This is a genomic window from Providencia stuartii, from assembly GCF_029277985.1.
Classification (GTDB): Bacteria; Pseudomonadota; Gammaproteobacteria; order Enterobacterales; family Enterobacteriaceae; genus Providencia; species Providencia zhejiangensis.
Genome location: NZ_CP119546.1, coordinates 2,488,796 through 2,503,270, shown reverse-complemented (window position 1 = coordinate 2,503,270; position 14,475 = coordinate 2,488,796). Strand labels below are relative to the sequence as shown.

The window sequence follows — 14,475 nt, the reverse complement described above, 5'->3', positions numbered from 1 at the left end:
GACAGCAAACTGTCTCGATATGAAAGGTAACAGCATGCAACAAAAAATGGTCAGCATTGGCGATATCAAAGTCGCAAACGATCTTCCGTTTGTTCTTTTTGGTGGAATGAATGTCCTCGAGTCCCGCGATATGGCAATGCAAGTGTGCGAACATTATGTGACGGTGACACAAAAATTAGGCATTCCTTATGTCTTTAAGGCCTCGTTCGATAAAGCTAACCGTTCATCAATTCATTCATATCGTGGCCCAGGCCTTGAAGAGGGAATGAAAATCTTTCAAGAATTGAAAGAAACCTTTGGTGTGAAAATCATTACTGACGTGCATGAACCATCACAAGCGCAACCAGTTGCAGAAGTTGTTGATGTGATTCAACTGCCTGCTTTTTTAGCCCGTCAAACAGACCTTGTTGCGGCAATGGCAAAAACTGACGCGGTGATCAACATTAAAAAACCACAATTCATTAGCCCTGGTCAGATGGGCAATATTGTTGAAAAGTTCATTGAAGGTGGTAATGACAAAATTATTTTATGTGACCGAGGTTCTAACTTTGGGTACGATAATTTAGTTGTTGATATGCTTGGCTTTAACGTTATGATGCAAGCATCAAATGGTTGCCCTGTCATTTTTGATGTCACGCACTCCTTACAATGCAGAGACCCGTTTGGAGCCGCGTCAGGTGGTCGCCGTGCTCAAGTTGCTGAACTCGCTAGAGCGGGTATGGCGGTTGGTCTTGCTGGGTTATTCCTTGAAGCGCATCCAGATCCAGATAATGCACGTTGTGATGGCCCATCAGCATTGCCTTTGGCTAAATTAGAGCCATTCTTACAGCAAGTTCAAGCGATCGATTCGTTAGTGAAAAGTTTTCCAGAGCTAGATACTAGCCGTTAATCCTAATCTATTATGCAGCTTAACCAAGTTGTGACCATGTTCGGCGCTGATCTTCAGCGCCGTTACGGTGAAAAAATCCATAAAATAACGCTTCATGGTGGTTTTAATTGCCCGAATCGCGATGGAACGCTAGGACGCGGTGGCTGTACTTTTTGTCATGTTGCCTCTTTTTCTGATGAAAGCCAATCAACTCAATCTATTTGCGAACAAATTCGCCATCAAGTCTCCAAGATCACCCGAGCCAATCGCTACCTTGCCTATTTTCAAGCTTATACCAGTACTTATGCTGAAGTTTGTATCTTAAAACAGTTATATGAAGAAGCGCTGAAGCAGGTTGACATCGTTGGCTTGTGCGTAGGTACACGCCCTGACTGTGTGCCTGATGAGGTTTTAGCTTTACTTAACAGTTATCGTGAGCAAGGTTATGAAATTTGGTTAGAACTAGGATTACAAACCGCGCATGATAAAACATTGCATCGTATTAACCGAGGGCATGGTTTTTCTGAATATCAACAAACGGCGGTGAAGGCACGGAAGCTGGGGCTCAAAGTCTGTACCCACCTTATTTGTGGTTTACCCAATGAAACTGCGCAAATGAATATGCAAACCTTAGAAAAGGTACTGGATTGCGGTACTGATGGTATTAAATTACACCCGTTGCATATTGTCGATGGTAGTATTATGGCAAAAAGCTGGCTTGCAGGACGTATAGAGCCGATTGCATTAGATGATTACACACACATTGCGGGAGAAATGATCCGGCATACGCCAGTCGATATTATTTATCATCGTATCTGTGCGAGTGCGCGACGACCCACGTTATTGGCTCCTCAATGGTGTGAAAACCGCTGGTTGGGAATGAATCACCTATATCAATACTTGTTGACGAATGGCGGTCAAGGTTCTGCGCTATAGGCGTTATCTTGGTATCGTCTAAGATTAAGTATGTTAATTATTGAGACTGATCATTGTGTTATCCATGATACATCGTGTGATGGGCGATTAAGGATGGCAAGTTGTTTCAAATTATATGTAGCTTATTAATAAATAAGCAAAAATGTATAGTTAATATAAATTCAGTTTAAAATTGCAGTGTCACAATGAAAGTGACTGCATGTCGTCTTAATCATGCGCAAATGACATACTCGCCATTGACCTGCAATGGCGAGTTATTAAGCCTAGTGTTGTGGATTATTTAACTCTTCTAGCGCTTTATCAATAGAGTTATGGAAACTCAGTACGCCTTCAATCGGCGTTACACGTGCACGGGCCAAAGTTTTTAATGGCTGGAATGGAATATCACAAATAACAATGTGAGTATCTTTTTTTACTAGGTCGATAAACTTCTGGAATGCTTCTAAACCACCGGCATCAAGTACAGGAACGGCATCCCATTGCATAACGATCGTTTCATAACCTTCACTTTTGACTCTTAATTCATCAAAAATACGTTCTGCCGCAGCAAAAAATAAGGGGCCATTGACGCGTACGACTAAACGACTTTTTGTTTCATCGGTTTCCGGTAGCTCACTAATTCGGGTCATATTCGCGATACGGCGCATAAACAATAAAGAGGCAAGAACAATCCCTACTGTAATAGCAATAACCATATCAAATAGAACCGTTAAAGACATACACAGAAGTAAAACGATGATGTCATCTTTAGGTGCTCTACGAATAAGGTCGATGACTTTTCGCGCCGAGCTCATATTCCAAGCGACCATCAATAATAAGGATGACATTGCAGCCAAAGGCAGGTAGGAAAGCATTGGTGCCAGTACTAATAAAGTCATTAATACTAATAGCGAATGAATGACTGAAGAGATTGGTGAAGTGGCACCCGCGCGGACGTTGGCCGCTGAACGCGCAATCGCGGCGGTTGCTGTGATCCCACCAAAGAATGGGGCGGCAATATTACCAAAACCTTGTCCAATAAGTTCACTGTTTGAATGGTGTTTTTTACCGGTCATATTATCCAGAACCACGGCACAAAGTAGTGACTCAATCGCACCTAGCACAGCCATGGAAAAAGCGGCAGGCATCAAGGCGGTAATCATTGACCAGCTAATAGGAGCACTTCCGGGAAGCTCCCAAGGTAAAATAAATTGAGGCAAAATAGGTGGAATACCATTACCTTCAGTCCCATCAGGTAATAAGTAACTAAATTGGGAACCAATGGTCGCGACTTGTTTATCAAACAGCGATAGACCCCACATAACCAGTGTTCCAGCCACTAAAGCTGGTAAGTGACCCGGTAACTTTAAACCCAGCTTTGGCCAGTAAATCAGTACCAGTAGTGTGATTATGCCGATCAAGGTATCACTGTATTGCAATGTTGGTAAGGCATTGACTAGTGCAACCACTTTATCAACATAGTTTTCTGGTACATGGGCCATCTGCAAGCCAAAAAAATCTTTAACTTGCATAGTCGCAATAGTGATGGCGATACCAGAGGTAAAGCCTAATGTTACAGAAACAGGAATATATTCGATAAATTTACCGAAACGAGCAAATCCCATTGCCAGCAAAATAATTCCTGACATTAAAGTGGCAACCAGTAGCCCACTTAAACCGAATTGTTGAGAAACAGGATATAAGATCACCACGAAAGCAGCGGTAGGCCCAGAAACGCTATAACGTGAGCCACCAGTAATGGCGATAATAATACCTGCTATGGCCGCAGTATATAGGCCATACTGTGGTGGAACACCACTGGCAATAGCAAGCGCCATTGCTAAGGGAATAGCAATGATTCCAACCGTAATCCCTGCAATTAAATCTTTAATAAAACGAGCAAAAGTGTATTTTTCTTTCCAACATGAATCTATAAGAGCGCTAAAAGGGCGCAAACGATTAATTTTTTTTGTACTCATTGTACCCCACCAAAATAACAGGGTTAAATAACGGAAAATAGAGACCAAAGGATACGCCGAACTCACACAAAAAAGTCTGTTATGTGTCAATGAATTCGCAATTATCATAACGTTTACAGTGACAAAAGTAAAAAAACCTACGAATATTCGGCATTGAACTATCTAAAAAGGGATCCTTAAGATTTTATATTATTGTGATAACCGTTTTTAAATAACACGGCTGATGAATTAAATTTAATTATTGATTAGTCATCAATATTGAAATTAATAGCCAACCCCACGCACTAATGACAAAGACAAGGGCGTAGTTGAAGAGTTTTTTTGTTCCAATCCAACGCTGTTCCATAGACAAAGCATGTTGATTTTTCTTGAAAAGAAACTGTAGAGCTAGGTCAAAATGATGAGCATCGGGGGTTTGGTATAATACTTTAAAGAGATGGTTATCTAAACTGAGTCTAAAAATATAATAATGACTAATAATAAAAAAGACAGTTCCTAAAAAGAAATAAAGATGCTGTGTAAATGAATCGATAAATAAGATTAGTTGGCAAATAAAAGCGAGTAATGATGCGCAACATAAATAACGCCAACTTGCTGTAAAAATAATCATTACATCGCCACATTGCTTATTGGATAAATGACTCATAATTGCGCCCGCTTTGAATAATATTGTTGGTACCAATAATGTAATTGCTCAAGAGTTGCAGCATTGAGGATCACTTGTGGCCTAGCCTGCATGACTTGTTCAATGGCATCTTCAATGCTAACAGCACTACGGCGATGGACTAGCCATGCAACGGCGACTGTCGCACTACGTGAGTAACCGAGTTTACAATGGACATAAACCACGCCATTTTGGGCTAGCGCATCCATTGTCGACATGGCTCGTTCAATATCAGCGGCACTCAGTGGTAACAAATCTATTTGCGGTTGGCTACAGTAAGTTAAGCCGCGACTATAAGAATTACGAGGCCATTCGCAAGTCATGTCGAAAACGGACTGAGCTGACAAATGATACAGTGGGCGTCCTCCCAAAATAAGTTGTTCATTGACTTGGCTGGGTTGCCGACATGCTTTTGCATAGTAATGATAGGTAGCAATAGCAATTAATCGGTAAGGGAGAAGCAATACCCAAGCGGAAGGGGAGATTTGGCCTTCGGGAGTCTTTTGAAATACGGAGGCACCGCACCCGAGATAACCTAATGAAACCATAAATAAGGCAATAGCAGGCCATAAAAATAGCCATGCAGCCCCTTGAATAATAAAAGCCAATAGTAGGCAGGTGATAGCACCTAAGCCATAGTTAATGGTCATCTTTAAGCTGCGGCGGCTTCCTGTGTAGTTCCAATGCCACTTGCTGTCGATTGGCAAAAAATAACTGATCAGGATTCCAACAGCAAAGCCAGTGATGACATCAATAAAATGGTGCTGCCATGTTGTGAGGACAGAAACTAATATGAATAGTGACCAGCCATGCAGTAACCACCGCCATTTTGTTGGGGTATGAGCACGAAAGCGTAACCATAATAGCCATAATAAAATAATGTGTAATGAGGGCGCTTGGTTATAGGGAAGATCAAATAATTCAAGGCTCTCAAACATCCAACCGGCTATTCCACTCGTGTCCGGTCGAGAAAAGCTAAATTTTAAGGGGAATAATAGAAAACCAATACAAGCAGTTAATGATGCGACTATTAAACGGATTCCATGGATCTTTTGTTCTCTTAATGAAGTACACATAAAAAGAGATAGGCCATAAAAAAGGTCAATACTCCAATAAGGAATAATAGTCCAAGATAAAAAAGGAATGTGCTGTTCCCAAGAATATACGTAAGAAGGGACGTTTGTTAATGTGGCAGTATAAGTATTAACTTGTCCATAGGTAAGGAAGAAAAAAGGGGCTAAAAAGAGCAACCAAATAAAAGCGTATAACCCAATTTTTCGTCGTGAAGTAGGAGGTAAAGGCTGATGTGAGGTTGTCATTAGTCTGTCCATCTATGTCCATTTTTGTCCATTTTGTTGTGTATTCTTATGGGAAATACAGGATTTATGCGTTGTGGCGGTACATAAGGCGTTATTATAGCGCCAGAAGTCTAGGGCTCTTTAATTAATCAAGAAATAAGGTGAACGAAGTCACCTTATTTATCAAAGAGAATCGCTGAAATAGGGATTATCGGCGTCGTGCAATAGAAACGCTAAATATTCCCCAGTTATCAATTAGCTGATTAAGTTTTTCGAAACCGGCATCTGCAACAAGTGAATCCATTTCACCTTGGCTACGGCAACGCATGACCCAAGCTTGACCACCTTGATGGCTTGGCAATACACGAGCAATCATTTCAACTTGTGGATGCCATGGTTGGCAAGTGTAGATAAGCAATCCACCGGAAGGAATGGCGCGGGATAAGCCATTTAAAGAGGCACGAATTAAATGATTATCAGGGAAAAGTTCATATAAACCACTGACAATACCTAGTGTTGGGGCAGGGGTAATGGCGGCTAAGTTATCGGCATCGAAAGCATTACCTTCTTCAAAAGACGCTTTATCTTCAAGATAGCGCTCTTTGATATGTAGTCGTCCTTGTTCAACGTTAACAGGGCTGTAATCACGTAGGAGGACCGATTCTACCTTGCTATAGTCATTGATGGCATCGAAGATATAGCGCCCTTGTCCTGCTGCAATATCTAAAATACGTACGGGCTGGTGGTTATCATTGAGGTCACGGATAGCTTGTCTGATCATGTTCTCTATATTGATTTTGCGTTGGCGGATCCCTTGCCAGCCGATGCTATCAAGATATTGTCTATCGATGATGCGACCAAATAAGCCGTTACCTTGAGCCTTATCGCGATAAATGTAATCAAGGGTAGAGCCTGAATCGAAACCTTTATCATAACCTATACGTATGCCTTCTGAAGCTTTACCTAGCGTACTCATAGACTTGCTAAGTAGTTTATAACCTAGATGTTTAGGGTTCCAGAGGGGGAGTGGTTGAGTAAGTTCGCGATAAGCGTCAGCACTCACGCTCCAAGTATCTTCATATTGATAATTATGTCGGTAATGAGGTAATGAAAAGAGTTTATCTATAAATTCACGGATTTTAGCGATAGGTATATGACGTTCTTTTTCCCCGAGCGTGTCGTGGTAAAAGTTTGCTAATACATGTTTTTCTTTGATCGGGGTGTTTAAACGTTCATAGAATTGATGCTGGGGTTTATGGTGTACAACGTGATCGCTACCGGAAATGAACAATTGTGTCGGTAGCGTAATTGCACCGGCATCGGCAACGACTCTATCAGCCGTTTTATATAATTCGAGCAAAATGTTGACAGCAATAGGGCGTGTAATTAATGGATCTCGATTAAAAGAATCAATACGTTTTTGATCATGAGTTAAAAATTTTGCTTTAACATAGGAGTTGACATAAAACAGGCCACGCATTTTTTGCATTAAAGCAAGCCCAGTACGAGCAAAAGGAACGTATAGCTTAACCTTGAACGCGGGAGATGCAAGGATCATTCCCCGAATGGGTGGCGCATAGTCATGCACCCAAGTAGACACTAATACAGCTCCAACACTTTGGCCGATAACAATAATATTTTCTAATGGAATTTGATATTGAGTGGAAATATGGCGAATAAACTCATCAACATCATGAATTGATGTACCTAAAGAGGGACTGTAACCGCGAGGGCCATCATTGCGGCCGTGTCCCCGAGCATCCCAAGCAAACATGGCATAGTCGGGTAAATTCAATTCATCGACAAGATGAGCGACTCGCCCGGAGTGTTCATGCCCTCGGTGAAATAAAATAATCGCTTTATCTGTTGATTGTTCTGTTGGCCAATAGCGATAAAACAAAGAAGTGCGGTCACTGGTGATAAATTGTGATTCAACGACAGGGCGTTGAGTCGCATAGTCTTCCTGAATATTCATGGAGTTTCCTTATTATGCGCCACTTTTGTGCTGAGTTCATTCAGAGCTTTGCGGGTACGGTTATAGCAGGTATAAAGCAACAATAAAGAAAGGAGAGCAAATACCATGGTAAACCAGTTTGTGGTCATCAGTTGTGGGAATAACGCGATAACGAGTCCAAATGTCCCAAAAATAAAAGCACGGTCACTTTTACCTATAGGGCCATCATAACGTCGTGAAGCTCCTATAGCTTGAGCCACGACACCAATAAATTCAGTTAAGATAGAAAGAAAGAGGAGCAGTAATATCCACCCAAAACTATGAGGAAATAGTAGGACAAAGGGAAAATACAATGCGATATCGGAAACAACATCACCGATTTCATTTAACATTGCGCCAAGATGGCTTTTTTGATGATATTCACGAGCAAGCATACCATCAATGGCATTTAAGGCCATTCGAATGAATAATACAAAGGGTAATAGAATAAATAAGTGTGGATTTGGAAAAATAAACAGTAGTGCGCCGACTAAAATCGATAACAGCATTGCAGCAAGCGTTACCTGATTTGCTGTTACACCAGCGTCATAAAGTTTTTTAACGATAGGGCGTAGCAGGTTCTGAAATTTGGGTTTCAGATCGTAAATTGTCATCCATTCATCCTTGCTAATCACAACCATTATGTTGCAAATATACACTATATCAATACGCTATTATCTTTCTACCGCAATAAGATCTATCCTAAGTTAGCGCCTTGATGGGGGACTCAACAAGATTAAGTTTCAGTGTGAGCGTTATTAATAATTTGATATTAAATGATATTTTATATCCGTTAAACAAAAGAGTTGTTTTCAAATTTGTCAAATATAATCATGTCGCTACTTGTGAGCAAGATCATCATTCAATCTTAAATGTTATCAGAGTGTAGAATAGATTGATGATATTTTGACAGGTAGACATAATGAAATAATAAGGTGAAGGAGGTGTTTAATGAATAATAAGTTGAAGAACACCGATAAAATCAAAATCCTCCAGCCTGTTTAATCATATTCATTATTGTGCCGATGAAGGATAGATAGGTAAGGTAGCCATTCTGCTATTTGGCATGAATAAAATGTAAAACATAAAAAAACATCTTAATAGAAGATGTTTTTTCGAAAAGATGGAAGAATAAGTTAATTTTAACCGTGACTTTATTGTTTAAATTAGCGGTTCATCAATCACATATTTATTCGCAATATTTAATCTCATTCGTTTAAATTGGCTCGGTGTCATGGTCGTCATTTCTTTAAATTTGCGACAAAAAGCACTGTGGTCTGCGTATGCACATTTGATGGATATTTCAGTAATTGAATGGTCTTCTTCAAGTAATTCTATAGCATGTTCTAGGCGTTTTTTTTGAATATATTGTTGAGGGGTAATGTTAAACACCGCTTTAAATTGACGATTAAGCTGTGATAATGATAAACCTGATATGTCGGCAAGCGTTGTTATTTTGATCGGGGTATCAAAATGGTGACTAATAAATTTTTCAACTTGATCTAACTGTTTATTTAATTTTTGGCTTACTGACTTTTCGTCTTGTAAATCAACAGAAATCCCTGCTACACCAATAACGTGGTTATGGGTATTGAAAATAGGGACTTTCGTCGTAACACACCAACCTAGCATTCCAGCTTTATAAAGATGTAACTCCAGTTTATTAATAACACTAATTTTTTTCTGCATCACAAGATAATCTTGTGAACTGTAACTGCGGCCTAATTCAGAATGAAAGATGTCTTCGGCACGTTTTCCAATGACGTCATCAACAGTATTCATTTTACAACGCTTAGCGAGATTTTCATTCGCAAGAAGATATTTTGCATTTTCATCTTTAACAAAAAAAGTGACATTCGGTAATGTATTAATTAACGGCATGACGAGACCGAGGTGATTTAATAATATTTCAATATTATCAACGGGAAACAGCATATTTTCCTGACTAATTAACAGCAATTTATTTAAATTAATCATGCGGCCTCCGGCAGGTTCAACAAATGTGATTAGTTCTCTGAAATATTTTTATATTGTGCTGAATTGCGCATCAGTGTGCACGAAAGATATCAAGAATCTTTAACAATAATCAAGCATTCTGTTAACAATTAATGTGAACAGAGGATGTGATATGCACAAGCGTTATACACAAATTGAGGTAATTGACTCCCATACGGCAGGTGAACCAACGCGATTAGTCATTGACGGTTTTCCTGATCTTGGTAACGACAGTATGGCATCGCGTTTACAACGATTAAAAAACGAATATGACCCATGGCGTACGGCCACCATACTTGAGCCGCGTGGCAATGATATTTTAGTTGGCGCACTACTTTGTCAGCCGCAAAACCCACAAGCCGCTGCGGGCGTTATATTTTTTAATAACGAAGGTTATTTAGGCATGTGTGGACATGGCACGATTGGCCTTGTGGCTTCTTTAGCTTACCTCGGAAAAATAACAGTGGGTGAGCACAGGATTGAAACACCGGTTGGTGATGTGCAGGCAACATTACATGCTGACGGAAGTGTGAGTATTCAAAACGTTTACTCCTATCGCTATCGCAAAGCTGTCAGCGTGAATGTTCCGGAAGTCGGCATTGTGACAGGGGATATTGCATGGGGAGGAAATTGGTTTTTTCTTGTTGAGCAATCGCCATTAGCAATTCATCACCGTAATAGCAAAGCATTGACAGAAATTTGCCTGAAAATCAAATCAGCGTTAGCCGAGCAAAATATCTATGGAAAAGATGATCAAGAGATTGATCACATTGAACTTTTCGCTCCTCATTCACAAGCAGATAGCCAAAGTTTTGTATTGTGCCCTGGTGGTGCGTATGACCGTTCCCCTTGCGGTACTGGTACCAGCGCTAAACTCGCTTGTTTAGCCGCAGATGGAAAACTCAATGAAGGGGCACTTTGGCATCAGGCAAGTGTGATTGGGAGCCAATTTGAAGCCAGTTATCTCTGGGCCGATGGTAATGGCATCATCCCAACGATTCGAGGGACGGCATATATTAGCGGTCGTAATACCTTGCTCATTGATGAAGAAGACCCGTTTCGCTGGGGGATCACGGCTTCGTGAGAGGTGCCTATGGACAAAAAATATTCCGTTATTGTGGTTGGTGGCGGCATTATTGGATTAAGTATCGCGCTTACGCTACAGGCCGATGATATCGATGTTTTGCTTGTGGAAAAAGATCATATTGGTGCTGGTGCTTCATTTGGTAATGCGGGGCATATCGCGACTGAACAAGTATTTCCTGTCGCCGACCCAGCGATTTTAAAAGCGATTCCGGCAATGCTATTTGATCCTCTTGGTCCTTTGCGTTTGGATTGGCGCTACCTATTGCCCTTAACACCGTGGTTATTGCGTTTGTTAGGTAATATGCGCCATAAGCCTTTCATGCATATTCATCATGCACTTTCTACGATTAATGGTGTAGCACTTGCCGCATGGCAAGAATTCAGCGCCCAATGGCAATTAACCGAGTTAGTCAAAATTCAGGGGTCTTTATTAGTCGTTGAAAAAGAAGCCTCCGGTGAAAAGTTACAAAAGCAAGGTGAATATCTCAATTCAATAGGGGTTAGTAACCAATGGTTGAGCCAAGCGCAATTGTTAGCACGTGAGCCAGGGCTTGCGAACAACCAATTGGGCGGGCTCTACTATCCGGATACTGGCCATGTTGTCGACTTAAAAGCGTTACACACTAAATTAACCGAGCATTTTGTGAGATTAGGTGGTGAAGTGCTCTCTCAATGTGAAGTGACTGCCATTCACTCTCCCTCAAGTGAGCGCGTCATTTTAACGACAACCAAAGGGCAGTTAGTTGCTAAACAGGTCGTTATTTCAGGTGGTGCCTTTTCTAAATCATTAGTGAACATGGTCAGTCGTATTCGCGTGCCACTTGAAACTGAACGTGGGTATCACTTAATGCTACCGAATGAAACGGATCGCTTGAGCATACCTGTCTCAAGTTTAGATAGACGTTTTATCATGACGCCAATGAAGGGGGGGTTACGTCTTGCTGGCACCGTTGAGTACGCAGGATTAAAACGTCCTGCCAATATGCAACGTGCCCGCCATTTTATTCCTCTTGCTAACCCCATGCTTAAAACTCCACTTAATGAAAACCAACGTACTGAGTGGATGGGGTTTCGCCCCACGCTATCCGATTCTTTACCAGTTATTGATAAAAAAGGACCTTACATTTTTGCTTTTGGCCATCAACATTTAGGGCTAACTCAATCGGCAATCACCGCCAAAATTGTGCATTGCTTGTTTAAAAAACAACCGACACCAATCGATTGTTCCCCTTATTCAATTGAGCGTTTTATTTAATATTTTAAGGAGATTTAATATGAATTTTCATGGCATCGTCGTTCCAATTGTGACACCTTTTCATGATGATTATTCTTTAAATATCAGTGGATTGGCTAAGTTAACCGAAACGTTAATCGAAAAGGGGGTATCTGGCCTAGTCGTCTGTGGTACGACTGGAGAATACTACGCATTAAGTGAAGAGGAACGTGAAACAGTTCTTAAGACAGTAAGTAAAATCGCCAAAGGACGAGTCACTCTAATTGCGGGTATTAATGACTTATCTACCGAAGGAGCGATTAAACGAGCGCATCAAGCGGAATCCTTAGGTTACGAAGGATTGATGCTGTCGCCTCCTCCCTATAGCTTGCCTGATCAACAGGGTGTGATCGCGCATTATGAAAAAGTCGCTTTAGCAACGCCATTGCCGATCATCATGTATAACTTCCCTGCTCGAATTGGTATTGAAATTGAATATGACACCGTAGTGCATTTATCTAAAGTTCAAAATATTGTCGCCATTAAAGAAAGTAGTGGGGATTTCAGTCGAGCGCTACGCTTATTGCAAACCCCGTTTGACAATTTTGAAGTGATTTGTGGGTGTGATGACCAACCCGTTGATTTTTTCTTTTGGGGAGCGAAAAGCTGGATTGCAGGTGCTGGAAATGTCTTTCCAGCAGAGCAAGTCGCTATTTATAACGCGGCACAGCAAGGTGATTGGTCAACAGCAAAACGCATCATGTCCGAGATTTATCCTGCCATTTATTCAATGGAGTCGGGAGATTATAACCAGAAAGCCAAAGCCGGTTGTATCAAGGGCACTGTTGATGTTGGCCCAGTAAGAATGCCGCTATCAAATATCTCACCACAGCAACAACGTGATTTTCTCGCTCTGATTAAATAAGGAGAACCCATGAAAACCACTAAAGAAGAGGTGTTTAAACGTGCACGTGCAGGTCAATTATGGGCAGGGAACTTAATCGATAACTATCGTGATAGTGGCGCAAAACTGGAAAACCGCACGCCTATCGACGATAGCCTAATCGGTTTTATTGCAGATGGTAATGCTCAAGATGTTGAAGCCGCGGTATTGACCGCAAGGCGTACTTTTGTTGAGGGTTGTTGGCAAAATTTATCACCCCAAGAGCGCAAACAGGTAATGCTGCGCTGGGCTGAATTGATTGAATATCATAGTGAGGAACTGGCGGCGCTCGATTGTATCGATGCAGGTAAACCAATTACTGAATGTTTGAATACGGACATGCCAGCAACGGTGGAAACCTTTTATTGGTATGCAGAAGCGCTGGATAAAATGTTCGGCAAAGTAGCCCCAACGGGTCAGCAAGAGTTGGGATTGATTGTTCAAGAACCTATCGGGGTTGTTGGTGCTGTTTTACCGTGGAATTTTCCAGCGCAAATGTTTGCTTGGAAAGTGGCGCCAGCGTTGGCTGCCGGTAATTCGGTAATCGTGAAGCCCGCAGAATTAACCTCACTTAGCGCTTATCGAATGGTGGAACTGGCTTATGAAGCCGGTGTACCAAAGGGCGCTTTGAGTTTAGTGTGTGGGCTAGGTGAAAAAGTAGGAGAGGCGATAGGTCGGCATAACGATATTGATATTGTTTCTTTTACGGGGTCGACTGACGTGGGCCGATTATTCCTTAAATACTCCGCTGAAAGTAATTTAAAAGAGATAGTCTTAGAATGTGGTGGTAAAAGCCCACAAATCGTTTTTGCCGATGCGGATCTCGATGCCGCAGTACCACATATTATGGCCTCCGCTTTCTGGAATATGAGTGAAAATTGCAGTTGTGGTTCGCGCTTAATTGTTCATGAAAGCATTCATCGTAAACTGTTAGATAAGCTTGTTACTGCAATTGCGGATTGGAAAGTTGGCAATCCGATGGATGAATCTGTTTCAATTGGGCCAATGGTCGAAAAAGCCCATTTTGAAAAAGTAAAATCCTTTATTGAATTGTCGTTACAACAGGGCGCAAAAAGGGTGGCTGGGGGCAAAATTCACAGTGAACTCGGGAGTGGTTGGTACATTGAACCGACGATATTCGACAATGTTACTCCGGAGATGTCACTGTTTCAAAATGAAGTGTTTGGTCCCTTACTTGCCGTCTCCACGTTTTCTAGCGATGAAGAGGCTATCACTCTCGCCAATAAGACTCACTATGGGTTAGCGGCTTCATTTTACAGTCAGAATGTGCACCGAGTCATGAAAGTGGCCCGCCAAATTAATGCTGGCACGGTATCCATTAACGGATTTAGCGAGGGCAACATTACCACGCCGTTTGGTGGATTTAAACAATCCGGTTTTGGCGGGAAAGATAATGGACTGGAAGCTTTCGAGCAATACACACAAACAAAAGTGATTTGGATGATCCACCATTAATTCCTTGATAGACCTGAGCTTATTAAGTTCAGGTTTTTTTTTACC

Annotated in this window: 12 protein-coding genes; 6 read left to right on the top strand and 6 right to left on the bottom strand. The window is 41.4% G+C overall.

The genetic code is table 11. The features are described from left to right. The first annotated feature begins 34 nt into the window (after positions 1-34). Positions 35-889 carry a 3-deoxy-8-phosphooctulonate synthase gene (kdsA, locus tag P2E05_RS10935; protein ID WP_154623337.1) on the top strand — a complete coding sequence of 285 codons (855 nt, stop codon included), beginning with the start codon at positions 35-37 and terminating at the stop codon, positions 887-889. Positions 890-901: 12 nt separating this feature from the next. Further along, entirely contained in the window at positions 902-1,804 is a 903-nt protein-coding gene (locus P2E05_RS10930) for a TIGR01212 family radical SAM protein (RefSeq protein ID WP_154623336.1), read from the top strand. A 263-nt stretch (positions 1,805-2,067) separates the two neighbouring features. Here the strand turns inward: P2E05_RS10930 and dauA are convergent, their stop codons facing one another. The 6 genes from dauA to P2E05_RS10900 all read right to left on the bottom strand — a co-directional run bounded on the left by dauA (position 2,068) and on the right by P2E05_RS10900 (position 9,694). After that, a complete protein-coding gene (dauA, locus tag P2E05_RS10925; protein WP_154623335.1) occupies positions 2,068-3,762 on the bottom strand; it encodes a C4-dicarboxylic acid transporter DauA in 1,695 nt (564 codons plus the stop codon). 238 nt (positions 3,763-4,000) lie between these two features. Further along, positions 4,001-4,408, bottom strand: a complete 408-nt coding sequence (locus P2E05_RS10920) for a hypothetical protein (protein WP_154623334.1) — start codon at positions 4,406-4,408, stop codon at positions 4,001-4,003. Further along, a complete protein-coding gene (locus P2E05_RS10915) occupies positions 4,405-5,745 on the bottom strand; it encodes a phosphatase PAP2/dual specificity phosphatase family protein (protein WP_272657698.1) in 1,341 nt (446 codons plus the stop codon). Before P2E05_RS10915 ends, P2E05_RS10920 begins: the two co-directional genes overlap by 4 nt. A gap of 187 nt (positions 5,746-5,932) precedes the next feature. Beyond that, positions 5,933-7,699 carry a bifunctional alpha/beta hydrolase/class I SAM-dependent methyltransferase gene (locus tag P2E05_RS10910; RefSeq protein WP_154623332.1) on the bottom strand — a complete coding sequence of 589 codons (1,767 nt, stop codon included), beginning with the start codon at positions 7,697-7,699 and terminating at the stop codon, positions 5,933-5,935. Continuing rightward, on the bottom strand, positions 7,696-8,331 hold the full coding sequence (locus tag P2E05_RS10905) for a CDP-alcohol phosphatidyltransferase family protein (protein ID WP_154623331.1): 636 nt from the start codon (positions 8,329-8,331) through the stop codon (positions 7,696-7,698). Before P2E05_RS10905 ends, P2E05_RS10910 begins: the two co-directional genes overlap by 4 nt. 547 nt (positions 8,332-8,878) lie before the next feature. Next, on the bottom strand, positions 8,879-9,694 hold the full coding sequence (locus P2E05_RS10900) for a helix-turn-helix domain-containing protein (RefSeq protein ID WP_163861898.1): 816 nt from the start codon (positions 9,692-9,694) through the stop codon (positions 8,879-8,881). A gap of 151 nt (positions 9,695-9,845) precedes the next feature. Here P2E05_RS10900 and P2E05_RS10895 point away from each other — a divergent pair, with 151 nt between their 5' ends. From P2E05_RS10895 to P2E05_RS10880, 4 genes are read left to right on the top strand one after another with little or no spacing between them, the layout of a single operon-like run. Continuing rightward, positions 9,846-10,796, top strand: coding sequence for a 4-hydroxyproline epimerase (locus P2E05_RS10895; RefSeq protein ID WP_272657699.1), 951 nt, complete (start codon positions 9,846-9,848; stop codon positions 10,794-10,796). 9 nt (positions 10,797-10,805) lie between these two features. Beyond that, a complete protein-coding gene (locus P2E05_RS10890; protein ID WP_154622276.1) occupies positions 10,806-12,053 on the top strand; it encodes an NAD(P)/FAD-dependent oxidoreductase in 1,248 nt (415 codons plus the stop codon). Positions 12,054-12,072: 19 nt separating this feature from the next. Next, positions 12,073-12,936, top strand: a complete 864-nt coding sequence (gene dapA / locus P2E05_RS10885; protein WP_154622277.1) for a 4-hydroxy-tetrahydrodipicolinate synthase — start codon at positions 12,073-12,075, stop codon at positions 12,934-12,936. A 9-nt stretch (positions 12,937-12,945) separates the two neighbouring features. Continuing rightward, on the top strand, positions 12,946-14,430 hold the full coding sequence (locus P2E05_RS10880; RefSeq protein WP_272657701.1) for an aldehyde dehydrogenase: 1,485 nt from the start codon (positions 12,946-12,948) through the stop codon (positions 14,428-14,430). Positions 14,431-14,475: the final 45 nt, after the last annotated feature.

Bases quoted from the DNA above. Each gene is read 5' to 3' on its own strand.
- kdsA (WP_154623337.1), top strand. From the start codon at position 35: ATGCAACAAAAAATGGTCAGCATTGGCGATATCAAAGTCGCAAACGAT.
- P2E05_RS10930 (WP_154623336.1), top strand. From the start codon at position 902: ATGCAGCTTAACCAAGTTGTGACCATGTTCGGCGCTGATCTTCAGCGC.
- dauA (WP_154623335.1), bottom strand. From the start codon at position 3,762: ATGAGTACAAAAAAAATTAATCGTTTGCGCCCTTTTAGCGCTCTTATA.
- P2E05_RS10920 (WP_154623334.1), bottom strand. From the start codon at position 4,408: ATGAGTCATTTATCCAATAAGCAATGTGGCGATGTAATGATTATTTTT.
- P2E05_RS10915 (WP_272657698.1), bottom strand. From the start codon at position 5,745: ATGACAACCTCACATCAGCCTTTACCTCCTACTTCACGACGAAAAATT.
- P2E05_RS10910 (WP_154623332.1), bottom strand. From the start codon at position 7,699: ATGAATATTCAGGAAGACTATGCGACTCAACGCCCTGTCGTTGAATCA.
- P2E05_RS10905 (WP_154623331.1), bottom strand. From the start codon at position 8,331: ATGACAATTTACGATCTGAAACCCAAATTTCAGAACCTGCTACGCCCT.
- P2E05_RS10900 (WP_163861898.1), bottom strand. From the start codon at position 9,694: ATGATTAATTTAAATAAATTGCTGTTAATTAGTCAGGAAAATATGCTG.
- P2E05_RS10895 (WP_272657699.1), top strand. From the start codon at position 9,846: ATGCACAAGCGTTATACACAAATTGAGGTAATTGACTCCCATACGGCA.
- P2E05_RS10890 (WP_154622276.1), top strand. From the start codon at position 10,806: ATGGACAAAAAATATTCCGTTATTGTGGTTGGTGGCGGCATTATTGGA.
- dapA (WP_154622277.1), top strand. From the start codon at position 12,073: ATGAATTTTCATGGCATCGTCGTTCCAATTGTGACACCTTTTCATGAT.
- P2E05_RS10880 (WP_272657701.1), top strand. From the start codon at position 12,946: ATGAAAACCACTAAAGAAGAGGTGTTTAAACGTGCACGTGCAGGTCAA.